Source organism: Paraflavitalea sp. CAU 1676 (assembly GCF_029223285.1).
GTDB lineage: Bacteria > Bacteroidota > Bacteroidia > Chitinophagales > Chitinophagaceae > Paraflavitalea.
In genome coordinates this window covers 394,007-420,974 of sequence record NZ_JARHUJ010000009.1, presented here as the reverse complement: position 1 = coordinate 420,974, position 26,968 = coordinate 394,007, and the positions used below count along the sequence as shown (strand labels likewise).

The window sequence follows — 26,968 nt, the reverse complement described above, 5'->3', positions numbered from 1 at the left end:
TTATTTTCTCCAAAATCTATTGCACACCATTGCCCGGCGCCAGTACATCCAGCACGGGCTTGCTTAAGCCGGTGAGCTCAGTTTGCCCCGGCGTCAGCAATTCCAACACTACCACTTCATTCTTTCCTTTCTTCAGCCACTCTGCCGGCACATACAATGTTTGCTGCGGACCGATCGACCAATAGCGGCCCAGGTGATGCCCATTGATCCACACACAGCCCTTGCCCCATTGCCGCATATCGAGGTAAGTATCGCCCGTTGCCGCAAGTTCAAACACGCCTTTCCGCAGCACGGGTGCTTCCTTTATTTTCACGGGCTTCGCAAAGCTCAGCTTGTTTACTCCCTCAAACGGTAATGAATACATTTGCCAGCCCAACAGCTCCATACCATTCAGCGACACGCGACTTGTGATGCCTTTCTCGTTCTTCAACAGGTTGGGACCAAAGTTGATGCGCCCCATATTTTCTACGAGTATATCGATGGTGGCTGTACCCGAGGGCAGGTCCACTTCAAGACTATCCTGCTTTTTCCTCCTGTCCAGCACCCCTACCCTTTTTCCATTGATGAACACGATTCCGTAATCGCGCAGCTCTTTAATGCTGAGCATGCCTTTTCTTCCACCCGGCTGTAACGTGCGGTACAGCACAAATCCATAAGCCTGCTTCAACGCTTCGAACGTGAGCGGCCGGGCCGACTTCACCGGAGCCGGCAATACCGAAAAGAGATCTGTTGCATTTGTGAACTTAATAGCCGGCAACGTGATCGAAGGTTTTGCCGCGGGCACTTCGGGCAGGGATTGACCCACAGGCAGATTCTTCTGTATCACCTTTCTGAACTCCAAAAACTTTTGGGTAGCATTGCCAGCCTCATCGAGCGGTGCATCGTAGTCATAACTGCTGATCTGCGGTTCGTAAAAGCTGGTATCATAACAATTGGCCCCATTCATATAACCACGCGTGGTGCCTCCATGGAACATATACATATTGATCGACAATCCTGCCCCCAGCAGCTCATCCAGTTTGCCCGAATAGTCTTCTGCCGGCACCCGGTGATGCTTTTCGCCCCACCAGTCGAACCAGGCCGGATACCACTCTGCCACAAAGAAGGGTCCTTTGCCATCGTGGTATTTACGCACGAGTCCCTTTACCTGCTCGGGCCGGTCGAGCCCATTTACAGCAGGCAGAAAGCCCGGCAGATAACCTTTTGCTACATCTTTCGCCGGATCGCAGGTGTACAGCAAACAATCGAAGCCAGCGTCTACAAACATCTGCTGATTGATCGACAGGTATTCTTTATCGGCTCCATAAGAACCATATTCATTTTCAAACTGCACCATTACGATGTTGCCCCCATGCGTTACCAGGTATGGCGCCAACTGTTTACCTACTTGCTGAATATAGTTCTTATAGGCGGCGAGGTATTGCGGTTCCGTGCTTCTCACCTTCAGCCCTTTAATGTTCTGCAACCAATATGGATAGCCACCAAACTCCCACTCGGCACACACATAGGGACTGGGCCGCAGCACCACCCACAACCCTTCTTCGCGGGCGATCTTTACAAACGCCGCAATATCATGATTGCCGGCAAAATCGTACACCCCCTGTTGTGGTTCGTGCACATTCCAGAACACATAAGTACCGATCGTATTGATGCCCATCGCCTTCGCCATCTTCATTCTATGCCGCCAGGCCTCCCGCGGCACGCGGGGATAATGGATCTCACCCGATATCATCTGGAACGGTTTCCCATCCAGCAGAAAATGCTCATCCCCATACTTAAAATCGTGGGTAGCCTGAGCCGACACCCACTGGTGCATCAATAAAAACACCGTCACGATTACAATCCATTTGCGCATACTCAACGATTCTTTATGTTGTTAGAGATTAAGATCTGATACGAGCGTTACAATAGTTTCGGGCTGAATGGTCAGCGACCCAACGACCCTTTGAGGCGCCAGCTTTTCAGTGGCGCTGGTGGTGTAAGCAACAACCTGCTTAACCGGCCGCGAGGCCTTACCAGTTATCGCTTGCACCCCGATCGATTGAGGCTCTTTGCCTGTATTAACCAACACAACAACTACCTCATTGCTTTTGGATTTGCGATAAGCAGATACCAATAAGGTAGCCGGCGCTCCCGGCAGGCTGGCCTCCACCCGTTGCATACCCGGGCGCACAAAGCGACTGTAATTACCCAGCGCCCAAAGCATCTTGCTATCGGAATAATTACCATCCGTCTTATTCTTATCTATATAGATCAGTCCGTCTTTGTAGTTATAGGCAGAGATCGACAACCACCATTGCCAGGCGGCCGCATTCGCTACTGCGAGATCGGTATGAATGGTACGTGCTACATACAGGGCAGAACGCATACCCGTATCCTTACGGTTACCGCTGATCTCTCCATCATTATCGCCCAGGATACAATATTCCGATTGCCAGAAGGTCAACCCTCTGACAGCGGCTACTTTGTCCGCCAACTCCTTACGCAGTGCCACACCCGTCGCAAATGGCGAGGTACTGAAGTAGCTATGCCCTGCAATGACCGGCGCCACCAGGGGCAAGCCACCCACATAATGCGCACTTTTGGGATCAAATAGATCTGCCAGCTGGTTGCCCTTACCGGGTTTATCATCATCTTTCAACAAGTATTTAAGATGCCCCGCTTCTGCGATCAGCAGTTTTGTCGAAAGGCCGGCTTTTTTCATCTTCGCCGACAACACTTTTACCACGGCAGCGATCTCTTCATTGGTATAGGGACAACCTTCCTGGCCGCCATCGCTCCAATCCCATTGCGGTTCGTTGATGGGACTTAGGTAATCGAAACGAATGCCGGCATGCCGTTGAAGCCCCTTGATCGATTGTACCGTATAGTCGGCAAAGGCTTCGTATTTTGAAGGCTCGATATTGCTAACTCCTTTAACACCGGCAAATGCTTTTCCGTTTTTCGTGTAAGGCACAGGCGGACTGTTATAAAATGCCAGAAAGCTTTTTACCCCTCTTTGCTGTGCAGCTTTCAGGAACCATTGCTGGGCAGCCTGCCGGGTCCAATTGTAATTACCATTGGAATCCAGAAAGGATTCAGCCCGTCGCCATTCGTCGCGGATACCGCTGGCTGCGCCTTGTTGGGTGCTGCCCGCGCCGAGGTTAAAGCGCCACATGGATAAGCCAATTCCTTTAGGCTGTCCATTGGCCGTTGTATCTAGACTAAATAACCAATCGGCTATCTCATTCTTTTTGGCATCGGGCCAGTTGCCGGCAAACTGTGCTGCCCAGGCATCGGAGGCACCGAAGTTGTCGATGGTTTGATACGTTTTCCGGGTATCGATGGTAAGCGTAAGCGATGAACCTGGCTGTTGAGCCATTGCCGCTCCGCTAAACAGGATACAAAAGGAGGACACGAATCGTATTGCTTTCAGATGCTGCATTCTTTGTTATTTATAACTGCCGGCCTGTTGTTCACATGGCCGGCAGTTCGCTAATATACTTTACAGTTGAACAATTTGCCATTGTTGATTTCGTCCGCCACTGTAAGGCCATTGTATAACGGTAGCGCCATTGGTGGTCGACTGTCCGTTCACATCGAGCGACAATCCGCTATTGCGGTTGATGACCTCGAAATAACCGAAGCCCATATCGATGATCTGCCATTGCTGGTTATTACCGCCCCAATAGTCCCATTGCACAATACCTGTTCCGCCGGTGGTGGAACTGCCGTTTACATCGAGCGCTTTATTGCTGTTCCTGTTGATGATGCTATAGTAACCATTTCCCAGGCTGGTGATCTTCCACTGCTGGTTATTGCCGCCCCAGTAATCCCACTGTACGATGGCGCCGCCATTGGCAGTCGATTGCCCGTTTACATCGAGCGACTTATTGCTATTGCGGCAAACGATGCGATACCAGGCCGAGCTGTTGAAACTGCCCGCGGGCTGCGTAATGCTCGTATTGTTCCAGGCAAACTGCAGGCGTGTAAGGCCAGAGGCATTGTTGGTCGTGAGCGTGGTGCCGCTCAACGTCAGCAAACTGTATCCGTCACCATTCCTCAAGCCCGGCCAGTATACACAACCCATACCGCGCGTACGGATACGGTTTGTCATACCCTGAAAATAGGCGATCTCGCGGTCGGTACCAGCCGCCCCCAGGTAGTTCTTACCGTTGGTCGTCGGTATACCAAACTCGGTTACCACGGTACGATCGGGATAGGCCACCGATTCTACGGCAGCTTCCCAATCACCCACGGTGTTGCGGTTGTTATCGAACCAGGTGTAATTGTGATAGGATAGCAGGCAATTCACAAACCGGCTATCGGACCCAACCACGTTCACATCCTGCGCATAACCGGCTCCATCCAACAATACACGCCCATGCGGCACGGACGGATAATTGCTGAGCCAGGTAGCATAAATATTTTTAAGGTCAGTGGCATTGTAACCATGTGGTTCATTGAATGGCTCGAAATAGACCTTGCTATTGCTGCCATACTTGTTCACGATAGCCTGCCACATGTTCCAGAACTGGGCAGTATTATCGATGGTGCCATTGCGTGAGCTGGCCCCTTCCCAATAAGCCAGTATCACATTGAACCCTTTGTTCACCGCCGTGTCGATGGCGCCTGAATAGGCCGTCCACCAGGACTCCAGCACGGTGGGCGGATTCACCGGCATGCGGACGGTGTTGGCGCCGCGTTGCTGAAAGGCATTGATGATGTTGCCGGCTTTCGATTGGGTGGTGGCGTAGTTGTCGGTCGATGACAAGCCGCTGATGACCACCCAGCCATCTTCGAAATTATCATCGGGATCGGCCCAATTGACGCCTTTAATACCGGCTGTACTCGCCAATAAGGCCACCTCTTGCGGCATGGCCGGGTTGGCAGGTTGGTTGGAGGCGGTTTTCTCTGTAAGGTTTTTACTGCACGACGCGAAGGCCAGCAGGATGATCAGATAGCAGGATAAGTGTTTCATTGCAATCGCTTTTATAGATGAAGGTTTAAAAATGATCACACCTGTACAGGGCCGGATGGGTAATAGGAAACCTGCACTACCGATTGGGCAGTAATTGTTTCCGTGGAGAATAAAGAAAGGAGGCGCCCCGTTTTTCAGCACCAGGACGCCCCGCCTTTCTACTAATAATCTGGGTTTTGCTGCAACTTATTACCCGAAGCCTGTATCTCGGCTCTGGGTATGGGCAGCCAGTAATGTTGCTTGAGGAACTTGCGGCCGTCGAGCGCCACTTTGGTGGTATAAGTATAGGTGCTGCCATTTTTGGAGATGGCAATACCATTGGCCGGTTTGTTTTCCGTTACCTCGGCGATCTTCCAGCGGCGCACATCATAGAAGCGATGCTCTTCAAAAGCCAGCTCTACCCTTCTTTCACTGCGGATCAGGTCGCGCAATTGCGCCTGCGATACTGCCCCAACAGCAGGCATGTTCACGCTGGCCCTTGCACGGATCTGGTTCAGGGCCTGGCGGGCCGTGAGCGTTGCGCCGGAAGGCACCACATCCGGACCGTATGCTTCATTGGCCGCTTCGGCGTAGTTGAGCAGCACCTCTGCATACCGCACGTAAATCCATGGTTGAAAGCCCGCATTACCCCAGGGGTTTTGCAAAGGATAGCTATCGTTCATGAACTTCTTGAGGTAATAACCGGTTTTGGAAGTATTCCAGTTATCGGGTCCATCCTTACTGTCTTTACCACCAGGTGTATACGAGTCGATCGTTGCACCGCGGTAGGTAGAACCGTTATACAAAATGGTGAAATAAAAGCGAGGATCACGATTGACATAGGGTTGCGCCGGGTTGTAGCTGGTACCTGCATCGGTGATGGCTGTGCCATCCATCATGCGGTAATCATCTACCAGGTTTTGCATGGGCAGGTTACCACCCCAGCCGCCATAACCGTTGGGACCATTGGCGATCTCCAGGTGTGTATGGTTGGCATTTTTGGTGTACAAACGGGCAAATACGATCTCATTATTGCCGTCGGCATTGAGGAACAGTTTATCATAGCCGTTTTGATAGAGCGTGTATTTGTTCATGGCGATCACTGCCTGCGCTGCAGTGGCAGCATCGGCCCAGGTACCGGTGGCATACAGCGGGCTCGCTGCATACAATAGCAACCTTGCTTTAATAGCCAGGGCAGCACCCTTCGTGGCACGGCCCAGTGGCCAGTTGCCATCATTATCCTTCGGCAGCAAAGCAGCTGCCTGATCCAGTTGCGCTACCGCATAGTCGATGCTCTCCTTGAGGCTGGCCCTTTTGAACAGGGCATCATCCTTCAGGTTATCGTCCAACTGGAGCACTTTATCACCCATCAATACCACGCCACCGTAATTACGGATAAGGTCATGGTACCGGAAGGCCCGGATGAATTGCAGTTCGCCCTTGAGACGATTCTTGCGCGCGTCGCTCATGGTAATGGTCGTTAAGCTATTGAGCGCAATATTGCATTCGCGGATGCTGCGGTAGCTGCGTGGCCAGAGGGTGCCGGCCATCCCCACGTTCTCGGGCGCCAGCAAACCACGTTGGATGGTCCACGTATTATCATCATTGTTGTAGATCGACTCGTCGGTGATGGAGCTCCACATACTGTACTCGAAACCACGTCCAAAACCGGGATCGGTACCATCACCTTCTTTGTCCTGCAGGCGCGCGCCGATGTAGCGGTTCACTACAAAGGCTTCGAAAACGGTGCTATCGGAGAGCACTACCTCCTCGGCCAGCCTGTCGGTAGGCGTTATATCCAGGAAATTCTTCTTACAGGAGAACAGGCAGGCTGATATAGCGGCTGCACCTATTATATGATATATCTTTCTGGTTTGCATCGTTCGTTTTTTAAGGTTAGAAGCGGAGGTTTACGCCCACATTGATGATCCTTTGTTGCGGATAGAACTGCCCGCTGCCGCTGCTTCCTTCCGGATCGTAATCTTTTACTTTGGTAATGGTAAACAGATTGAAGCCGTTTACATAAAACCGTGCTGACTGTATACGCAACGCCGAAAGACCGCGGCCGGAGAGGTTGTATCCCAGCTCCACATTCTTCAAGCGCAGGAAGGAGGCATCGTTCAGCCAGAAGGTATTGTTGTACAATCCACCGTTTACAGACGAGGACGTTCTGGTATCCACCCTTGGATAGCTGCCATTGGGGTTGGTAGGGCTCCAGCGGTTATCGGCCCAGCTGCTGTAGAAATTACCTACCGTGCCCGACTCGGGCAGTACGTACTGGCTCACCTGCGACTGTCCGGCAAATACCGCCGAGAGGTCGAAACTGCGATAACCCAGTTGCAGAATGACGCCATAAGAGATCAATGGAATATTACCGTATTGAGTACGCACCTGATCGTCGGCCGTGATCTTACCATCTTTGTTATAATCTTCATAGATCAGATCGCCGGGCTGGGCATTGGCCAGGTGAGGTGTTTTGTCGATCTCGTCCTGCGTGCGGAAGATGCCAATGGCTTTGTACAGCAGGTAGGTATTGAGGGGCTTACCTGTTTGGCGCTGGTAATCCAGTACACCGGGCGCTTCATCGATGAAATCGATCTTGCTCTTGGCATAGGTAAAGTTGCCGGTGATGCCGTAGTTCCAATCACCTTTGCGCTTATTGTATCCGAGGGTAGCTTCGATACCGTTATTGCTCACTTTGGCAATATTTTCAGAAGGCACCAGCGGATCGGCACCGAAAGGATTCACAATACCTGATATGAATGGAATGGATGCATTCCGGTTGGCCAGGATATTATCGCGTACCTGACGGAAATAAGTGAATTCAAAAAAGAAGTCGTTGAATAAAGTACCCTCGAGGCCGATATCCATTTTACGGGCAGTTTCCCAATGGATCTTTTCATTAGCAAGTTTAATGAGGTCGATACCGGGTACGATCACCGGCCCGTTGCCTGTTTGCACCACGAACTGATTCTTCAAGGTATAGTTAGTGAAGTACTGGAACAAACCCACATTATCATTACCCAGGGCACCATACGATGCACGAAGTTTCAGGTGACGTACAAAGCGCACATCATTGAAGAAGGCCTCTTTCGAAATTCTCCAGCCGGCAGATGCCGAGGGGAAGTAACCGTATTGATTACCGCTGGGGAAGGTGGAAGAACCATCAATACGCATCTGTACATCGAGGAGGTATTTCTCCTGATAATCGTACGACACCTTACCCAGGTAGCTTTTGCGGGTAAAGCTGTAGCTGCTGCCACTGTTGTCGCGATCGGTTGCAGCGGTACCGCCTAGTGATAATTCGGGCGTCAGCACACTCAGGTAATTGATGCGGGATGCCGCGAAATTCTCACGCCTGATCTCACTTTGCTCATACCCTACGAATGTAGAGAGGTTGTGATCGCCGAAGGCACGCTGGTAGTTGAGTTTGATATTATAGGTAGCCTGCGACATATTCTGCTGCGACTCGTTGAGGGTGGCAGCATTGTTGGAACCGCCTACGATGCGCGCATTGTAACCACCGGTTGCTTTGTCGTAGCTGTATAATGTATATGGCGTAGCGAATGCCTTGGAGAATGACCATGATTTATCGAAGGCTGCAAATCCATCGATCGACAATCCCCTTACCCCTGCAATATTGTAGCTGCCTTTCAGGATGCCATTGAATACCTGGGTAGGGTTCTTGTTGATACCGCCTGCATCGGTTGCCATCATCACCGGGTTATTGCCTTCAATACCATTGGAAGGCAATCCATTGGGGTAGCGGGCCGGGATGGTGGAATAGGCACGGTAAATAGAACGGAAGATATCGCCCGCCCCAACAGTGGGGAACTGGCGGTTCTCTTCACGACCCGAGAGATACAGGCTCACCTTGAAATCTTTCGTTACGTTGGCGTCGATGTTGGAGCGGAAGCTGTATTGTTTGTATTTGGTAGCACCATCTTTGTAAAGACCATCCTGGTACAAAGTGCCTGCCGAAAGGAAGTAGCGCACGTTCTCCGAACCACCGGTAATGGAAACGTTGGCCTGGTTTTGCAGGGCCGTATTCTTCAACGTTTCTTTCGTCCAGTCGGTATTGGGATAACTGATGGGATCGCTGCCGTTGCCAAATTTCTGGATCTCTTCGGCACTGTATTGCTGGTTTAAACCACCTGCGCGGTTATTATAGTAAGCTATCTCATTGGCGATGGTAGCGTAAGTAGGCGCATCTGCCATATCGGGCAGGCGCGTAGGCGACGAAAAACCCTGATTGAAGCTGAAGTTGATGACAGGTTTGCCGCTCTTACCGCGCTTGGTCGTAATGAGGATCACCCCATTCGCTGCACGGCTACCATAAATGGCCGCAGAGGCATCCTTCAGTACAGATATACTTTCAATATCATTGGGATTGAGCCGCTCGAGGCCGCCGATCTGTCCGGGCACTCCGTCTACCACGATCAACACATCATTGTTGCCGGTGGTGGCCAGTCCGCGGATATTAAAAGACGAGCCATCATAACCCGGCTCGCCGCTGCGGTTATTGATCACAATCCCCGAAAAGCGGCCGGCGAGCGAGTTCGACAGGTTGGCCTGCGGACTCTTCACCAGGTCGGCCCCTTTTACGACCGAAACGGCGCCGGTCAGGGTGGCCTTCTTTTGGCTATTATACCCCACGACGACCACTTCGCCGAGACTGTTGTTCAATAGTTCGAGGTGCACGTCGAGCGTGGCGGCACCGCTTACAGGCAGTTCCTGTACTTTATAATTTACGTGGGTAAAGACCAGCGTGGCGTTGGCAGGTGCCTGGATTGAAAACTGGCCCTGTTCGTTGCTGACCGCAGTCGTTTGCGATCCTTTTACGGTAACGGTAACGCCAGGCACGGGCGTATCACCGGATTTCACGGATCCGGTTACTGTTTGCTGAGCCCATAAGGAAAGGGAAAATAAGGAACATAGACTACACAGCAGTAGTTTCAGGGGTATACCCTCTGGCAAGAATCGTCTCATAAAACAAGCGATGTTTAGTTTTAAATAGCGTTTACCACAGCGGGCCGGGTCATGAATAGGATGGACATGACTTTCCAGCCTGAATGCTAAGTTAACTGGGAGGAGAGGGGCCTTACGGTGGGCCAGCTGTTAAAATGTGGGGGGTAAATTGTATGATTTGTCACGGGTGGTAAAATGATTACCCTATTGGAAATCAATGAATGACGGAAAGTTCCTGGATCGGACAGGCCAAAACAACCGTTTATTACCTGGTAACCAAATACCAGGCTGTGTGCACCAGACCAGCGGTTTATTGTCCGTCTTCCGGGCGGATAAGATGGTGGTCGCTGTTGAAAGATTGACGGTATTTCTTAATGTATTCCGAAGGGGTCATGCCGAAAAGCTTGACGAACTGCTCCCGGAAATATCGCACGTCGCCGATGCCAACCTGGAAGGCCGCCTGGTTCACGTTCATGTTTTCGCGGATCATGAGCACGGCCGCACGCCTTAGTCGTACCGAGCGGATGAAGGCATTGAGCGACTGGCCGGAGATATGCTTCACTTTGAGGTAGAGGGTTGACCGGCTGAGGCCCATGGCCTTGCAAAACTTCTGGATAGTAAAATCTTCCGTATCGAGGTGCTGCTCTACCACCTCGATACAATGTTGCAGGAACTCCTTGTATTCGGCCGGCACTTTAACCGCCGATTCGCCCAGCGTGATATTATCGAGGAAGAATCGCTGCAGCTGGCTGCGGTTGCGGATGGTGGTCTCTACCCGGGCCAGTAGCAACTGGCTGTCGAACGGTTTGGTAATATAATCATCGGCTCCACCTTCTATGCCTTTCAATTTGGTGTCGGCCGAGGAGGCAGCCGTCAACAGGATCACGGGGATATGCCCCAGTACATCCGACTGCTTCACCTTACGGCAAAGTTCGAGTCCGTCGATGCCGTCCATATTGATATCGCTGATGATGAGGTCGGGCAGGTGTTGATTGGCAAGCTCAAGCCCTTTCATACCATTGTCGGCGACGTACACAAAATACCGATCGCCGAATATATGCTGGAGGTATTCCCGGATCTCTGCATTATCGTCGATCACCAGGACGGTCTTTTTGCCGGTGATCAGTTCTTCGGCCGTTCGGCCTGCGGTGGGTGCTGCCGCAGCTGGTGTTGGCGGCTGGGTCGATTCACCCGCCAGCTCTTCCAGTAACTGGTGGTCGTATTTTGCATCAGCCTCTACCGAGCCGGCCGGTAGGTGTGCCCTGCCTTTTTGCAGGGTAATGGTAAAGGTGGCTCCTTCATTTTCCTTACTGGTCACGGCTACCATACCCTGGTGACTGGTTACAAAATGCTTCACCAGGTAAAGGCCGATGCCGAAACCAGTTTTCTGGGTTCGGCTGCCGTTGGACTGCTGAAACTTTTCGAAGATACTGTCGCGGTCGGCCTCGCGGATTCCGCAGCCACTGTCGCTGATCGAAATGGTGACGGTATTGGCGGTAGGCCTCACGGAGAAACCTATGCTGCCTCCATCGGGTGTAAACTTAAAAGCGTTCGAGAGGAGATTAAAAAGCGCGATCTCTATTTTTTCATAATCAGCATACACCATCACGTCGGGGTCAATCGCCTCGAAATGGTAGTGAATGCGGCGGGCACTGGCCTGCTGCACAAAACATTGGAACACTTCATTGCAGAGACTGCTGATGTTGAGGTGCGCTATTTTAAGCACATCGGTATCGCTACCGGCCTTGCGAAACAATAGCAATTGATCGACCAGGCTCAACAATCGCCGCGCATTGCGGTAGGCCACGGTAAGGTCTACATCCTGCTGCCGGCCCAGCTTTTCCCTGATGGGATTGATAATGAGGGATAGCGGTGTGCGGAACTCATGCGAGATATTGGTGAAGAAGGTGAGTTTTTTCTCTGACAACTCTTTATCTTTCTCATGTTCAAGGTGCGCCAGCCTGATCTCATAGCGTAGCCGCTCCTGCCTGCGTGTGTACCGTATGTATATATAAATAAGACTGAATACCGCCAGCGTATACAATGCGAAGGCCCACCAGCTTCTGTACCAAGGAGGCAGTACGGTTACCTGGAGCAGGGCTGTTTCGGGGCCCCAGCTGCCATCGGGGTTCGATGTTCTTACCAGGAATACATAATCACCTTCCTGCAGGCGCGAGTAGTTGGCAGTTCTGCTGCCCCGCGCATTGTTCCAGGATTTATCCCAGCCCTGCAACAGATAGGTGTATTTTATTTTCTGCGATCCGGAATAATCGAGTGCCAGGAAATCAAGTGCCAGCGCCGCCTTGTCGTATGGAATGGTGATATGGCGGATCGACTCGAGATCACGTGCCGTTATGTACCCATCATGCTCATCCATCGCCTTGTTGTCGATCCTGAGTCCATCGAGGAAAACCGTCGGTGTTGCCTTTTGTGTCGGGATACTATCCGGATGAAAGATATTGAAGCCGCGGATGCCGCCAAATACAAAGTGGCCCGATGACAGGGCAAGGCCCGCATTGAAGCTGAACTGGTTGCTCTGCAAGCCATCCGTTTGGGAAAAGTTGGTGCAGCTCTTGGTAACCGGGTCAAACCGTGCCAGGCCATTATACGTACTGATCCAGCAATTGCCTTTTGCATCTTCCAGCAAACGCAGGATGGTATTGCCCGGCAACCCATCGGTAGTAGTGAATTGTTTGAAGCGACCGGTAGCTTTGTCGAGCAGCAATAATCCGGCGCCCTGGGTGCCTACCCAAAAGTTGCCCCGCCTGTCTTCATGAATGGCGCGAACGGGAAAACCAATATTGTAGAGGCGGTGTTGCTTACGTTCACGGTCGATACGGATCACGGAGGTATAATTGCCTCCCCAAAGATTACCTGCGCGGTCTTCGGCTAAGCATTGCAGGTTAACGATGGATGGGTCAAACAGCTCGAACCGGTTTTCCGCCCGGTTGAAGCGATAGAGGCTGCCATCATTGGTAGCGCCGGCCCAGATATCCTTTTGAGTATCCTGGTACACCAGCCAGGTGTTGTTCTCATAGGCATTTGTTTTGGGATTGAACAGGGTAAAGTGCTCAAACTGCCGGCTGTTGTGCTTTAGCCGGTTAATTGCACCAAACCAGGTAGATACCCAGATATCCTGCTGATCATCTTTAGTAATGCCGGTAATGAAATTACTGCTGATGGCATGGGCATCGCCAGGCTGCCGCTTGTAGGTAGTATATGTATTCTGTTGACGGTTCCAATACCGCAACCCTGCCCCATCGGTGCCGATGTACAGGTTGTGCCGGTCGTCTTCGCAAAACGAAAGGATAAAATTATCGATGGGATTGCTGCTGCCCGCCTGCTGGTAAGTAACCTGGTGAAAAGGCTTGGCCTGCGGTTCAATGACGTTGATACCACCGCGCAGTGTGCCGATCCACATACGTCCGTCGCGGTCTTCCAGTATAGAATAGACCACGTTGCTGTTGATGTAGGGCAATCCGGCAGCCGACTGATGTGGCAAGGCTGTAGCGGCGCCAGGAGGTAACTGGTAAACGCCTGCTCCATCGGTACCTATCCATAATACGTCCCTATGATCGAGCAGCAGGTCTACTACATTACTGCTATTGGGCATCCTGTTGTCTGACAAGGAATTTTTCGATGGCTGAAAGAGGTAAAGGCCGGTGCCCGAACCGATCCACACGTCGCCCTGCTTCGTGGCGCGCAGGCAATAAGCCTGTTGCAAAGCATTGGTGGCGAGGTGCAGTTCCTTTTGCCGGGTATCGTAGCGGAAGAGGCCATGCCCCTGGATGAACACCCAGGCGATATGATGTACAGGGTCGTATTCTATATCGCGCGCATGATAGTTATAAAGGATGCCGGTAGGTGTCAATAAGGGCACCTGGGTGGCGGTGCGGCTTTTGTTTTCGTACAGGAGTAAGCCCGCAAAATGCGATCCGGTCAACATAGCACCATCACCGATATTCGCCATGCAGGTGATCTCCGATTGCATTTTTACCGTTCGGTTCTTTTCGCGATCGATGTACCAGGCGGTGGTAAATTGTTCGGTAAGAGGATTGTAGATATTCAACCCACGCTGGCCGCCTACCCACAACTGGTGTTGGTCATCACCACCGAGAGAATATACGTTGTTGGTTGATAACGAGGTGCTGTCGCCGATCACATTACGGAAAGTGCGAAAGCTATAGCCATCGTAACGGTTGAGCCCGTCGTAAGTACCTATCCAGATAAAGCCCTGGTGATCCTGGTAGAGAGACAAGATGGCGTTGTTGGAAAGGCCCTGCTCGATACCCAGGTAACGTACTGGCAGGTCATTGCCCCTGATCCCTAAACAGGCAAACAGTAAAGCGGTCAACAGCAATGGCAATCTTGGTAGCATCGGTAGCATTGAGTCGTGTATAAGGGCCCTTGCAACAATAGTAATAAAACGCATGCCGGCATACAGAAATTCCGTGTTCAAATTACATTTTTTGGATGGGTCGGCAATGCAATATTGGCCTGCCGGAATGATGCACCGACCAATGGGACGCTATTTTCGACACTTCACCCGGCTTATTGCTTGGTACAAGCCGAATATATAGTAGCATTGGTATTATTCCCCCAAGCAATGCATCATGAAATACCCGATCCAGCTACTCAGCAACACTTTATCAGTTATCGGCTTTCTGCTGGTGCTACAGACTGGCCTGGCGCAGGATAAACTTACTACGAGGTTCGATTCGGTGATGAATGCCTATGACCGGCTGAACTGGAACGCCATGGTGCTCGTGGGCAACACTGATACGATCCTTTATCAGCGGTCAATTGGCTTCAGCAACCGCAACAACCAAACGCCGTTTACCAACCAAACGCTCTTTCACACCGCATCGACCGGAAAGATGTTCACGGCTACCAGGATCATGCAATTGGTAAACGAAGGGAAGATCAACCTTAGCCAGCCTGTAAAGTCGTTGCTACCTCAATGGACTTTGCCCAACCTGGAGCGGATCAACATACATCACCTGCTTACGCATACCTCGGGACTGGCGAGCGCCTGGGATCATCCGGACTATGATTTCAAGAAGAACTACACGCCCGCCCAGGTAAAAAAAATGATGGAAGAAGTGCCGCTGGTGTTCAAGGAGCCGGGCGAAAGATTCTCTTACAGCAATATCGGATATACCTTGCTTGGTGATATCATTGCCCGCTGCGACGGTATGCCTTTCGGGCAGTCCATCAATAAATACATACTCGCGCCGGCAGGCATCACCAACGGCGATTATGCGAATATCACCCATGCCGCCGTTCCTTATTACCAGGTTGGTGCAGGTCGTTTTGTGATAGATGAGGAAATGCTGATCAGTCAACCTCGCCCGGGTGAAGGAGCAGGCGGCTGGATCATGGGGCCAGTTGATCTCTACAAGTTTGTAAAAGCCTACTTGAAGAACACGTACCTCGACAGCAGCGCACAGTCCATGCAGTCCACCGCCAACCATACAGTAGATAGTACAAAAAATAATTACCGCTATGGCTTATCGGTGCTTACCGGCAAGTTTGCCAACTTCCACCTCATTTATGGTCACAATGGTGGCGGTAAAGGCTTTTCGGTGGATGCTTTTTTTGACCCACACTCCAAAATGATCGTGGTGATGGCTTCCAACCAATATGCCAGCAGCTATACCATTTCTCAAAACCTGTTCCGTGTCTTGTATGGCGAACCAATCATTTATCCACGGCACAACTCCACCATCAGGATCATTGAAGGCATGCGCAAACAGGGTAAGGATGTCCTGATCAATCAACCCGACAGTTTCTTTGCGCGCATCAATGTAACGCCCAACGACTACCTGTTCTCCATGACCTATTTCCTGCTCGACCTCGATAAAGACTATGCAGGTGCGGCAGATCTGCTCGCAGTAGGCCGGAGCAAATTTCCGCAGGCGGGATACATGTGGTTCAACAGCGGACTCAATGCTGTAAAGCAACAGCAACCACAAGTTGCCCGGCAGTTCTTCACCAAAGCAAAAGAGATCGGCACTACGGGCAACGACCCTATCCTGGTGGAGCAGGCTTCGGCGGAATTGAAAACGTTGGTAAAGGGAGAGGCCCAATAAAAAAGCATACCTGTAGTAAACCGGCAAGATTGACCAGCTTATTACAGGTATGAATCTATCTTAGGATCTTTGGAACAGTTTACCCGAAACGGTGTAACTATTTTCCATTGATATTGGACAAGTACTTTGCGGCAAAATACCGGGCTTCCTCCTGCAGTATTTGTAACACATCGGGAGGAATATTATCGTTATACTGGGAACTTACATATTTGTACAAACTATTGAAGTCTGTGTGGGCACTTCTCGCTTCGGCGATGGCTTTCATGCGGGAAGTAGTTTGAATGGTTGCAGTCTCCAGGAAACTCTTTACTTCGTTGCTCGTGATTAAACTCATAGGGATAAGCGTTATGCAATGAAATTACTACAATCGGGGGGTTCGCTTTCAGATTAGTGCAATTAATATTTGAAAATACCGTAATTAGGCGGTGTTCGTCCCCCGTAAAAAAAACCGATCCCTCCCCGTTGAACGGAACTTTGGGTCGTTCTGTTTAAGATATCAGGGTATTTTACCTCATTTATTATACTAAACGGCCTACCCTGTTTGACGCATTGATCCTAATGTGTTTACGATACGGCTTACTACTTTCACGGTAGAACATCAGGGATTTATGCCAACTATATCCCGATCTCATTATTAATGAAAAAAAGCAGGGTATCGCGCTGGCGATACCCTGCTTCAATATCCTTCGATTGGCTTATTTCATCCAGGGATAGCGGAACATACGGGGCGGTGGATTATACTGCAAATTCAGTGACCCGTATGTAATCAGGTAGATGGTTTTATTGTCCGCAGAAAAATAGGTGCTGCCGGTATACGCATCGCTGTGTGTTGCCGCCACACTCAGGTCGGCCGACTTCATGATCTGGTTCTTATTGTTGGAGACATATAAGCCATCATTGCTAAGCCCGGTGAAGTAATTGTCCGACCCGGCAAGCGTACCAACTATATTGAAAGATGCATCGAACAAATATTTACCAAACGCAACTTTACCTCCGGCTGCCAAAAGTTTCACATTATCCGACAATCCCCCATTGTTGCTATACTTGTCTTTGAACAGTATGGATGGTGCGCTGCCTGCATTGGTGCGGTACACATACATTGAATCGGGGGTTAAGGGGGCTGCGATCATATAAGTATTTTGGTCGATCGCCCAGCCCGAGTAATCCCCATATTGCGCATTTTGCGGCAATGTATAGGTGGTGCCTGTTGTTACATTCAACTCATAAGCCAGCTTTTGGTACGAATAAATGATCCTGTCGCCCACTACTGCCAGTACGCGGGTGTTGGCAGGTTGATCAAACGAATGGAATGGCTGTATGGCGTGTGAGGTGAGGTCCATCTTAAAAATCTTGATCGTAGGTGTTGAAGTCAATTTGAATACCAACGCATCATCGGTCACCTGCAATAAGCTATTCTCGGAGAAGCTGGCGCGCGCTATAGGTACTTTTTCGGTTTCGAGCGTTTGAGCGTCCGTGATGTGTATGGTATCCTTTTCAATTCCTGTTTTTAAAGTGTACCATTTCATTTTCGTGCGGCTGAAGAGTGGTCCGTTATTACCTGTGCCTGGTACACGGATGCTGGATCCGGCCTCCATTTCAAAACGACCGGAAGTAGTTTCACAATCTTCCTGCGACACGACGATCAATTCATAGGCATACTTGTAATAGTAATTCACCGATAGGTCTTTGAAAGATAGCTCATCTATATTGGTGCTGGATGCTATTTTTTTGCCACGCACATACCTGCGGGGGCTCAATGTATCTGTGCGGGTTACGTACAACTCGTATGCTTTGAAAGAGGCAGGCATTGCCCTGGTCCATTTGACAGTAATGGAAACATCGTCTTTGTCGAACGATATCACAGGTTTTTGCTGCTCACAAACATAAATGGTACGGATCTCTGTCTTGAAAACCTTTTCGGGATACCTGCTATCGATTGCAATGACAAAGATATCGAAGGCCCCCTTTGGCAGCTTACCTACCTTAATGTTCATCTGTCCTCTCTCATTGAGCTTACCTTTTGCCAGCGTATCGGTCCAACTTTTGATCAGATAGTAATCGAGGTGAGAGTAATCATCAACCTTTCCGTTCTCCATATGCGCGTCTACCTCGATTTCTCCCGTACTATTTATGGCCGTATTGTTGAGAGGAAGTTGCAGGATAAACTTTGCACCCTGATCTACGACAGGAGGATCGTCGCCCTTTTTACAACCCAAACTTAATGCCAGCAGTGCGAGGCAGATATAACTTACTTTCATAAATAGGCAGAATTCAGGCAGAAAATTAGACCAAGTCTACCTTTCGGCCAACTTCAGTACATTAAAATATGATATATTTTTAACTTCGATGTATACCCTAAAGCTGCTCTTCTGCAGTAAGATTTATTTTGATATAAGATACCGGCTGGTTATGATATACCGTGTACTGTTATTTTTCCCATGGATAACTATAAAACCGGGGCGCCCTGTTGGGATAGGCCACGGTACTTTTCGTTGTAACGGGGTAGATCGATTTATTATCGGCCGAGAAATAAGTAGTACCAAAACGCACATCGCCGTTGTTGCTCACTACCGAGAAATCAGCAGCGCGGATGATCTGTCCTTTTACGTTGGTTAACAGCGATCCGTCATTGCTGATGCCAGTTAGGGGGTCGCTAAATGCATGAAGCTCGTTGAACGAAGCATCGTACAAACCCACGCCGAGGATCGTTTTCCCTGCAGCCGTGAACATCTCTTCGAATATCGCCTGCTGCTGGTTGTTGTATTTTACTTTGGCCACAATGGTTGGGGCTGCAGCTGCATTACTTCGATACACATAAAAAGAATCGGTGGGTTGCTTCGAAGCCACGAGGTAAGTATTTTGATCGATAGCCCAGGCATTCAACGCCTGTCCCTGCGGCAATGCATATTTATTGCCTGTAGCTGGCTCCAATTCATAGGCAATATCCTGTTGTATAACGACCACCCGATCACCGGCCACTGCTTTCGTAGAAACGGGTCCTGTATGATCAAATTGAAGCAGGGGCTGCACCGCGAGCGTGCCCAGGTCCATGCTTTGTATCTTAATGGTGGGGGTGCGTTCCGATAGTACCAGCAACGCATTGCCGGTTACCTGCAATAAACTATTGTTGACCCCGGTTATGTGATCGATAGCGACTTTACTTTCCGTGGCCAGTGTATGTGCGTCGATCACCAGGATGGTGTCTTTATCGGTACCAGCTTTCAGTTTGTACCACTTCAAATTGGTGCGGGCAAACAGCGGTTTACCATTGTCGGGATCGGGCACCGGAATGCTGAGACCGGCCTCAATGGGCGTACGGTTTGATCCACTCCCGCAGCCATCGGTGGATGCTACCACTACTTCATACGCATATTCGTAATAGAAATCGACGGTGGCGTCGCGATAAGTGGTTTGATCAACATCGGTGATGGACGCCAGTTTTTTGCCACGCACATAAGTACTATAGTTCATGGTATCGGTGCGGGTCACATACACATCGTACGATTTGAACGAGCCGACCATGGCTTTGGTCCATTTTACCGTGATGGAGTTACGGTCTTTTTCGTACGACACGGTAACCGCCGGCTGGTCACATACGTAGACAGCCGCCGTTTCGGTCTTATAGATCTTATCCGGATAACGGCTATCGATCGCAACCGCGTGGATATCGTTGCGACCTTTGGGCAAATTAGCCGCATGGGTGATCATCAACCCCTTTTTATCGAGCTTGCCCCTGGCGATCGTATCGGTTTGGTTATTGATGACATAATAATCGAGGTGTGAATAATCGTCGACCTTACCATCCTTCATATAAGCATCCACTAAAACTTCTACCCCACTTTTAACGTTCGTGTTATTGAAGGGGTGATGCAGAATAAAAGTAGCTGCCTGGTCTACAATTGGTGCTTCGCCATCTTTTTTACAGCCTCCTACGAAAAGGAGCAGGACAGCCCATCGGAAAGTTGCTTTCATATTCAATTGGTAATCTAACGCGAAAATTAGACCAAGTATGCGATCTGTCCAATTTAACCTTATGAAAATCCGGTCAATAGTGCCTGGGCGGGCAAATCACCGCAACCTGGCCTTCAGCCTGTCCTTTGCGCGGGCAAACCGGATTTTACCAATGTGCCACAGCAAACTACACACAACTGCAAATCAATAAATTACGTGAGCTTCTTGTTTTTGTGTAACTTTCCCTACTCTTTAGCAACTAATATTAAAACTTCTTCCATGGGACTGTTCGACTTTATTAAAAATGAGTTTATCGAGGTCATCGACTGGGTGGATGACACCACAGATACGGTGATCTATAAATTTCCCGACAAGGGCAATAAGATCATGAACGGCGCGCAGCTCACCGTGCGGGAATCGCAGGTGGCTGTACTGATGAACGAAGGTGAATTTGGCGACGTGTATATACCCGGCCGCCATGAGCTCACCACGAAGAACATGCCCATCACCACGACCCTCAAGTCGTGGAAATACCTGTTCGACTCTCCTTTTAAAGTTGACATTTTCTATGTAAGTACCAAGCAGTTCACCAACCTGAAATGGGGCACTTCGAACCCGATCATTGTGCGCGACCCCGAGTTCAAGCAGGTGCGCCTGCGTTCTTTTGGTTCCTATACCATGCGGGTGATCGACCCCAAGAAATTCATCAAGGAATTTGCGGGCACCAATCCCTGGGTGCGCATCGAATCGGTGAGCGAGCAATTGCGTAATACGATCATCAGCAGGTTGGCCGAAGGGTTGGCAGAAGCTGGTATTTCAGTATTGGACCTGGCCGCCAATTTCACCGAGATCGGCGAGAAGCTGAAGCCGGTTTTCCAGAAAGAGTTCGACATATGGGGCATCGAGCTGGGGCAGTTCTATATCGAGAATGTTACCCTGCCCGAAGAAGTGGAGAAGATGCTCGACAAAACGACGCAGTTGAATATGCTGAGCGATAAGTTGAATCAGTTTAACCAGATGCAGGGCGGTATCGCCATCGAAAACCTGGCCAACAATCCGGGAGCTGCTGGCACGGCAGGTATTGGAGCTGGTGTTATACTCACCAACCTGTTGCAACAGCAACAACAGCCGGCTGCACAGAACAATACGCCGGTTACCGACCCCAACGAAAAGCAAAAGCTGGTTGACCTGCTGAAGCAGCTGGGCGAATTAAAGGCCCAGGGCATCTTGACGGAAGATGAATTCAACCAGAAGAAAGCAGAGATACTCGGCAAATTATAATGTCAGGACAAGCGGCCGCGCGCCACATGACATTCTACCGGCAGCCGTGGCCGGCGATCCAATGATTTAATCTGGCGGGGCCGGTGGCCCCGCCAGATCTACTACGATACGAAAACAGTTCATGGAACCCACTACAGCTACATCGCCCCTGTTATTATTTCCCTGTCCGGGATGCAATTCGCAATTGTATTTCAGTCCGAAGTCGCAGCAATTGGTATGTGAGCATTGCGGCACCAAGGTAGCCATCGACAAGTCCACCGACCTTATTAAGGAAAACAACCTGCGCCAGCAATTGAACGCCGGCGGCGATGCTTCCGTTACTGTCGAGCAGCTCGTCTACAAATGCACCCGCTGCGGTTCGCAGTCGGCATTTACTTCCGAAACGCCTACTTTCACGTGCAGCTTCTGTAACTATGAAGCGGTGAACCCGGTGGCCTATAAAACGCGGATCATACAACCTTCGGGCATGGTGCCCTTCAAGGTCGATAAGCAGCAATCGCTGGATATTTTCAAGACCTGGATCGGCAAGGGATGGTGGGCGCCGGGTGACCTGAAAGAGATTGCACGGCACGATGCCCTGCACGGCATTTACCTTCCCTTTTGGACCTATGACGCACAAACGAATAGTACCTGGAGTGGTTATGGTGGCCGGTATTATTATGAAACGGAACATTATACGGATAGCAATGGCAACCGGCAAACCCGGCAGGTGCAGCGCACGGAGTGGATATACCGGAGCGGTACGCATGATCATTTCTTTGATGATATCCTGATCGGCGGCGCTACCGAACTTTCGCAAAATGAGTATGAAAGTGTATTTCCTTATCAATTGGAAGAGCTAGTGAACTTTGATGCACAGTACCTATCGGGCTGGAAGGCTGATGTATATGATATCGCGGTGAATGACGGCTACGACAAAGCAGAAGCCATCATGAAAGATTCGATCTATGAGGCCTGTGCCAGTATGTGCCGCATCGATACCTACAAGGGATTGGAGGTAAGCACCTCCTACTCCAACCAAACGTACAAGCATATCTTATTGCCGCTATGGCTTTGTACGTATGCGTATAAGGGCAAGTCGTATCATTTTCTCGTCAACGGACAAACGGGTAAGATACATGGTAAGAAGCCGGTATCGACCACGAAGGTGGTGCTGACGATCCTGGCAGTGATCCTTGTTGTTATCGCGTTTATCGCGATGACTCAAGGGTAAAGGAAGAGTTTGCAGGAACAGGGAAGAAAGTTTACTTTGCGATATGCTTCAACGGTATTTCATATGGGTGCTACCAATATTCTGCCTGGCATTTTCCCAGGACAGAGGGATTGCGCAGGCAGGGGAAGTCGAAAAACCCGCGTGTCCGTTTTATTATCACAAAACACTTAAAAAGAACGTATACACTCAGGTTGAGATCGAGGCAGAATATGAGGGAGGATCGGCGGCCTGGCAACGATACCTGAATAAGCATTTGAAATATCCACAGGAAATGATCGACAATGAAGACCTACAAACTTCCGTATCGGCTACTTGTATAGTAGACACAGATGGTCGTATCATTGGCCCAAAAATCACCAACAAGAGTGACACTTCCGATTACTCCCCGCTCGACAAACATTTTATTCAGATCATCAAGTCGATGCCCAAGTGGGTACCTGCTATTTGCGAAGGCAAAAAAGTAGCTTCGGAAAAAAAGATAATCATCTCTTGTATAAGACTGGAAATAGAAGAACCATAGGCAGGATAATATCGGAAAAACGGGTTCCTACTCCTTCACCCCCTCCTCTATCGCTTTCAACAATGACTTAGGCTGATCTGAGGGCACATCCTGTGTCATCTCCCAGATCATGACACCCTTGAAGCCCTTGCGTTTCGCGTAGACCGTTTTCTCTTTGATGAGGGCCGGACCATTAAATACCACCAGGTTGTGTTCGTTGGTTTCATTGGTGAGAAAAGGAAACCAGTTTACGATGGTGTTGTAGCCTACCTGTTCGCCGAGTCCGCCGGTAGCGCTCTTAAACTTATAGCCATAAAAAGGCAGTCCGATCACCATATTGGCCGTTTTCGTATAGCCTTTGCGCTTCCAGAAATCCACGGCATCGATCACATGCTGAAAGGTAGCATGGTTACCATAAGGACTATCGGCCCAGGAACCCGCCTGGTCATACACCATCAACTGGATCCAATCGGCATACTTCAATGACTTCGCACTATAATACTCCCCACCCCAACCATGCGCCACAGTAGCCACCAGCTGTAGCTTCTTTGCATGTAATTGTTCCGACATCACCTTCATCAACGCTTCAAAATTGGCTGCATTGGTATTGTCGCGGATCATCTCCCAATCCATATCTGCCCCTTGCAATTCATTGTCGATACAAAACTGCACACAGGCCGCCGCAAACCTGGTCCGCCCTTCTTCGGTGGCGGCCATGGCCGGCAAGGTTTCATCCCCTCCGCCACCCAGGCTAATGAAGCGCTGCTTTCCCGCTGCACGCGTTTTGAACTTATCGAATGCAGCCTGTTCCTGTGGACCAAAAGGCAGCAAGCTGCCGTCGGACTTCGCCTTGAGAAAAGCGAAGAATACGTGCGTCAGCTTGCTGTAATCGATGGTGGAGCCGTTGGTCCAGGAAGGCACGTAACCGCCCACCATGAATGATTCGGGCTGGGCTGTACTTTTTGTACAACCTATCAGCAAAAGGAAGGCTATGGTATAAATCGGTCGCATGAAGTCGTTCACCTGATTAATTCAAGATTCTGAATACATTACGGAACAGGGATTTCGAGGTATCGGCTGCATCGCCATCGATGTACCAGCCATACATGCCCTTATAGGCACTCGTTTTAATGAACTCTGCTTTCTGTTTGATCAGCGGTACGCCATTGTAGTAAACACCTTTGGACGCAGTGATTTTTTCTTTGGTGTCGGCGGTTGCATCGATCGCGAGTATGCCTTTATAGGATATATAGTCATAGGCACTCCAGCCTGCGCAGTTACCATTTGCATCCAGCTCATTGTAACGCAATCCGAAGGCCGGGAATCCTACTACTACTTTCGAAGCAGGTACATGGAATTGCGCCCATATATTGGCGGCCGTTTTCATGAAGTCTAATGAAGAAGCCTGTCCCACCGGTGCGCCAGGCCCCACATGCACACCATCTTCAAAGGCGCGCACATTCACCCAATCTACCGGTGAAAGATCCGGGTACTCCCAATGCTGCCAGCCTGCACCGGCTGTAATGGTAATGATAGCATCGGCCGGCAATGCCGTACGCAATTCTTTTACAAACAAACCCAGCGCCGCCAGGTTAGCACTATAGTTGGGAGAACCGTTGAAATCGGTCATCATCACATCTACGCCATCCATCTTGCGGGCCACCACATAATTCTTTACCTGTGTTACGAGGGCAGCACGTTTGGCAGCATCCCGCAACGCCGTTCCCATATCGTCGCTTTCATACAAAGCCCATCCATCCACCGGCGACAGGCGACCAAACAGGGTCAGCAATACGGGTAAGCCCCGTATATGCCCACGCGCCACCAGTTCATCCGCCAATTGATTGGCATTGCCCCTGGTGATATCGAGGGCGCCATCCGAGGTTACTTTACCCACCTGGGCGGCCAGGTGCGTTATGTAATTCCACTTCACATCGGGTCCCGTACCATCGATACTGAGATACCCCATCACCACCTTGTTGAAATTCTTACGCATATAGGTGGCAGGTTTTACGATCACCTGTGAGCTGCGGGTAGAGATATTGCCGTTCAATTCCACTTCAAGCTTAATATTATACTCGCCGCCTGCAGTGGGTGTGAAGTTGAATGTAGTATCGCTCGATTTCACTTCCTCATTCACCTTCCAGCTGATCTTCACCTTGCCCGCTGGAGAATAGGTGATACCACCATATTTGGCTGTTTCCCCCTGGTTAAGGATAATGGCTTGCGGAAAATTCCCCTGGGCATAAAATATACGGGGAAAATCAGCGGGGCCAAATTCAGGGTCATCGGCAATGTCTTTGTTACAGGCAGCCAGCGCGGCTACACAACCGATCATCACGATCAGTGTCAGGTATATGGTGAGTCTTTTATGTTGTATGATACGCATAGTTGTTGGGTTGATGTTTTTCTAATACGTGGGGTGGTAGCCGGGATCAGGGCATATCCCACCATACCCGGTTGTTCCAATCGTCTTTGCCGCCCATGCGGCCAATGGCATCGTTGGCATTGGTGGCATTGAGCGATTTTTCGGAGATGGGATATTCGAGACGCCGGGGCATTTGCTGAGCGTCGGAATAACCGCTTTTGAAACCCGATGGCAACACGGGAAATCCACTCCTGCGTATATTGGCATAGGCTTCGGGACCATTCAGGAAATACAACACCCACAATTGCGTATTGATGATCTGCAACTCTTTACCCGGCGCCAGGCCGTTATCCGCAATAAACTGGTTGATCTGTGCATCGCTGATGGCTGGTGCGCCGGTATATAATCCCAGTTGCTTACAAGCCGCTGTGATACCGTTCTTGTAGTGTTCGGCTGCTGTAACACCCAGTGTAATATTCAGCCTGATGGATGCATCGGCGAGCAGTAACTCGGTCTCGGCATACCCCAGGTGCACGAAAGGCGCATTGGGAGCAATGAGCCAGTTGGCCGTTTGTATGAACTGCTCGTTGTTGGATACCGGTACGTTTTGGGCATCGGGCGTATTGACGTAGATGGTATTCTGCCAGTTGTCCCAGATAAAATCGGCCGGGCGCACGCCAAAAGATCCTACCTGCGCCTTCACCTGCTCAGTGATATCCACCCGCTCGAAGGGCTTAAAGGCTTTATCGAGGTAGTTGCGCGCAATCACATACAACCGCGGATCATTCGTATTCTGCAGGTGGGCAACAAACGCCTGGTTGAGGCGGTAGTATACAAAGTCGCCCTGGTTGAGGGCTGCCGAAAGACCATTTCCCCGCAGGTCGGAGTAATCGTTCTGCACATTATCATGGCGCATGATGCAATTGTCATCGGCCACATTGATGACGCCGGCTGTATAGGCTTTCTGTATCTCTTCTTTTGCTTTGGCAGTATTGCGTTTGGCGATGCGAAGTGCCAGGCGCAGACGGAGCGATGAAGCAAATTTTTTCCACTTGGCTACGCTGCCTTTGTAAAAAGCATCGTTGTTCACCACATCCTGCCCTTCATTGAAGCGCACCATGGCGGTATCGAGCTGTTTGAAGAAATCGGTATAGATATCTTCCTGCTTGTCGTATTTGGGAGCCGACTTCCCCTTGGAATAAGCGGCCGATGCTTCGGTGTAAGGAATATCGCCATACAGGTCGGTGAGGCGGGCGAAGAGGTATACTTTCATCACCCGGCACATGCCGTTGAGGTTTTTAGCGTTGGCCTGGTTACGGGTACGCTCTTCCGCATCGAGTATATTCTTGATCTCGTTCACAAAGTTATCCTCCCACAACAAAGACGCGTAGCGCTCCTGCTTTACATAGAACTGTCCGTATTGATTGGCCCAGGCCCCGCCGATATGGCTGGCGAGGGGCATGGTGAGGATCACGCCCAGCCGTTCCTGCACGTTGAGGTCGCCGGAGAACTTTTGCTGCGTATAACCCAATTGTATGGCCGGATCTAGATTGGAGGATTTGGTGGGATCTGTATTGATATCGCCAAACTTCTTACAGGATGTCACCAACAGCCCTGCAAGACCTATTAAACAGATATACTTTTTCATAACAGTTAA

At 50.2% G+C, this 26,968-nt stretch carries 16 protein-coding genes; 4 read left to right on the top strand and 12 right to left on the bottom strand.

The features are described 5' to 3' along the window. Positions 1–16: 16 nt before the first annotated feature. From P2H89_RS28675 to P2H89_RS28650, 6 genes are all read right to left on the bottom strand, one after another. The gene (locus P2H89_RS28675; protein ID WP_275833659.1) at positions 17–1,855 is read right to left on the bottom strand and encodes a beta-galactosidase family protein; all 1,839 of its coding nucleotides are present in this window, start codon (positions 1,853–1,855) and stop codon (positions 17–19) included. 21 nt (positions 1,856–1,876) lie between these two features. Next, a complete protein-coding gene (locus P2H89_RS28670) occupies positions 1,877–3,424 on the bottom strand; it encodes a glycoside hydrolase (RefSeq protein WP_275833657.1) in 1,548 nt (515 codons plus the stop codon). 60 nt (positions 3,425–3,484) lie between these two features. Next, on the bottom strand, positions 3,485–4,960 hold the full coding sequence (locus P2H89_RS28665) for an RICIN domain-containing protein (RefSeq protein ID WP_275833655.1): 1,476 nt from the start codon (positions 4,958–4,960) through the stop codon (positions 3,485–3,487). A 161-nt stretch (positions 4,961–5,121) separates the two neighbouring features. Beyond that, a complete protein-coding gene (locus P2H89_RS28660; protein WP_275833653.1) occupies positions 5,122–6,819 on the bottom strand; it encodes a RagB/SusD family nutrient uptake outer membrane protein in 1,698 nt (565 codons plus the stop codon). A gap of 16 nt (positions 6,820–6,835) precedes the next feature. Next, positions 6,836–9,928, bottom strand: a complete 3,093-nt coding sequence (locus tag P2H89_RS28655) for a TonB-dependent receptor (protein ID WP_275833651.1) — start codon at positions 9,926–9,928, stop codon at positions 6,836–6,838. A gap of 289 nt (positions 9,929–10,217) precedes the next feature. Further along, positions 10,218–14,294 (bottom strand): two-component regulator propeller domain-containing protein, encoded by a 4,077-nt coding sequence (locus P2H89_RS28650; protein WP_275833649.1) that lies wholly within the window; start codon positions 14,292–14,294, stop codon positions 10,218–10,220. Between the two features lie 226 nt (positions 14,295–14,520). On the opposite strand from P2H89_RS28650, the gene P2H89_RS28645 reads away from it, so the two are divergent. Further along, entirely contained in the window at positions 14,521–15,999 is a 1,479-nt protein-coding gene (locus P2H89_RS28645; protein WP_275833647.1) for a serine hydrolase domain-containing protein, read from the top strand. A gap of 97 nt (positions 16,000–16,096) precedes the next feature. Here the strand turns inward: P2H89_RS28645 and P2H89_RS28640 are convergent, their stop codons facing one another. The 3 genes from P2H89_RS28640 to P2H89_RS28630 form a co-directional block, all read right to left on the bottom strand. Beyond that, the gene (locus P2H89_RS28640) at positions 16,097–16,333 is read right to left on the bottom strand and encodes a hypothetical protein (RefSeq protein ID WP_275833645.1); all 237 of its coding nucleotides are present in this window, start codon (positions 16,331–16,333) and stop codon (positions 16,097–16,099) included. A gap of 361 nt (positions 16,334–16,694) precedes the next feature. Further along, positions 16,695–18,257, bottom strand: coding sequence for a hypothetical protein (locus P2H89_RS28635; protein WP_275833643.1), 1,563 nt, complete (start codon positions 18,255–18,257; stop codon positions 16,695–16,697). A gap of 169 nt (positions 18,258–18,426) precedes the next feature. Then, the gene (locus P2H89_RS28630; protein ID WP_275833642.1) at positions 18,427–19,971 is read right to left on the bottom strand and encodes a hypothetical protein; all 1,545 of its coding nucleotides are present in this window, start codon (positions 19,969–19,971) and stop codon (positions 18,427–18,429) included. Positions 19,972–20,229: 258 nt separating this feature from the next. On the opposite strand from P2H89_RS28630, the gene P2H89_RS28625 reads away from it, so the two are divergent. From P2H89_RS28625 to P2H89_RS28615, 3 genes are all read left to right on the top strand, one after another. Continuing rightward, positions 20,230–21,231 (top strand): SPFH domain-containing protein, encoded by a 1,002-nt coding sequence (locus P2H89_RS28625; protein ID WP_275833640.1) that lies wholly within the window; start codon positions 20,230–20,232, stop codon positions 21,229–21,231. A gap of 121 nt (positions 21,232–21,352) precedes the next feature. After that, complete coding sequence (locus tag P2H89_RS28620) at positions 21,353–22,444, top strand: hypothetical protein (RefSeq protein WP_275833638.1); 1,092 nt, start codon at positions 21,353–21,355, stop codon at positions 22,442–22,444. A gap of 43 nt (positions 22,445–22,487) precedes the next feature. Next, the gene (locus tag P2H89_RS28615; RefSeq protein ID WP_275833636.1) at positions 22,488–22,964 is read left to right on the top strand and encodes an energy transducer TonB; all 477 of its coding nucleotides are present in this window, start codon (positions 22,488–22,490) and stop codon (positions 22,962–22,964) included. A gap of 27 nt (positions 22,965–22,991) precedes the next feature. Here P2H89_RS28615 and P2H89_RS28610 read toward each other — a convergent pair whose 3' ends face one another. Genes P2H89_RS28610 through P2H89_RS28600 form a run of 3 tightly spaced genes read right to left on the bottom strand, consistent with a single transcriptional unit; the run spans position 22,992 to position 26,959 of the window. Beyond that, positions 22,992–23,954 carry a glycosyl hydrolase family 18 protein gene (locus P2H89_RS28610; RefSeq protein ID WP_275833634.1) on the bottom strand — a complete coding sequence of 321 codons (963 nt, stop codon included), beginning with the start codon at positions 23,952–23,954 and terminating at the stop codon, positions 22,992–22,994. 16 nt (positions 23,955–23,970) lie between these two features. Beyond that, the gene (locus tag P2H89_RS28605; protein WP_275833632.1) at positions 23,971–25,332 is read right to left on the bottom strand and encodes a glycosyl hydrolase family 18 protein; all 1,362 of its coding nucleotides are present in this window, start codon (positions 25,330–25,332) and stop codon (positions 23,971–23,973) included. Positions 25,333–25,378: 46 nt separating this feature from the next. After that, positions 25,379–26,959, bottom strand: a complete 1,581-nt coding sequence (locus tag P2H89_RS28600) for a SusD/RagB family nutrient-binding outer membrane lipoprotein (protein ID WP_275833630.1) — start codon at positions 26,957–26,959, stop codon at positions 25,379–25,381. Positions 26,960–26,968: the final 9 nt, after the last annotated feature.

Bases quoted from the DNA above. Each gene is read 5' to 3' on its own strand.
- P2H89_RS28655 (WP_275833651.1), bottom strand. From the start codon at position 9,928: ATGAGACGATTCTTGCCAGAGGGTATACCCCTGAAACTACTGCTGTGT.
- P2H89_RS28670 (WP_275833657.1), bottom strand. From the start codon at position 3,424: ATGCAGCATCTGAAAGCAATACGATTCGTGTCCTCCTTTTGTATCCTG.
- P2H89_RS28615 (WP_275833636.1), top strand. From the start codon at position 22,488: ATGCTTCAACGGTATTTCATATGGGTGCTACCAATATTCTGCCTGGCA.
- P2H89_RS28665 (WP_275833655.1), bottom strand. From the start codon at position 4,960: ATGAAACACTTATCCTGCTATCTGATCATCCTGCTGGCCTTCGCGTCG.
- P2H89_RS28645 (WP_275833647.1), top strand. From the start codon at position 14,521: ATGAAATACCCGATCCAGCTACTCAGCAACACTTTATCAGTTATCGGC.
- P2H89_RS28610 (WP_275833634.1), bottom strand. From the start codon at position 23,954: ATGCGACCGATTTATACCATAGCCTTCCTTTTGCTGATAGGTTGTACA.
- P2H89_RS28660 (WP_275833653.1), bottom strand. From the start codon at position 6,819: ATGCAAACCAGAAAGATATATCATATAATAGGTGCAGCCGCTATATCA.
- P2H89_RS28600 (WP_275833630.1), bottom strand. From the start codon at position 26,959: ATGAAAAAGTATATCTGTTTAATAGGTCTTGCAGGGCTGTTGGTGACA.
- P2H89_RS28620 (WP_275833638.1), top strand. From the start codon at position 21,353: ATGGAACCCACTACAGCTACATCGCCCCTGTTATTATTTCCCTGTCCG.
- P2H89_RS28635 (WP_275833643.1), bottom strand. From the start codon at position 18,257: ATGAAAGTAAGTTATATCTGCCTCGCACTGCTGGCATTAAGTTTGGGT.
- P2H89_RS28630 (WP_275833642.1), bottom strand. From the start codon at position 19,971: ATGAAAGCAACTTTCCGATGGGCTGTCCTGCTCCTTTTCGTAGGAGGC.
- P2H89_RS28605 (WP_275833632.1), bottom strand. From the start codon at position 25,332: ATGCGTATCATACAACATAAAAGACTCACCATATACCTGACACTGATC.
- P2H89_RS28650 (WP_275833649.1), bottom strand. From the start codon at position 14,294: ATGCTACCGATGCTACCAAGATTGCCATTGCTGTTGACCGCTTTACTG.
- P2H89_RS28625 (WP_275833640.1), top strand. From the start codon at position 20,230: ATGGGACTGTTCGACTTTATTAAAAATGAGTTTATCGAGGTCATCGAC.
- P2H89_RS28640 (WP_275833645.1), bottom strand. From the start codon at position 16,333: ATGAGTTTAATCACGAGCAACGAAGTAAAGAGTTTCCTGGAGACTGCA.
- P2H89_RS28675 (WP_275833659.1), bottom strand. From the start codon at position 1,855: ATGCGCAAATGGATTGTAATCGTGACGGTGTTTTTATTGATGCACCAG.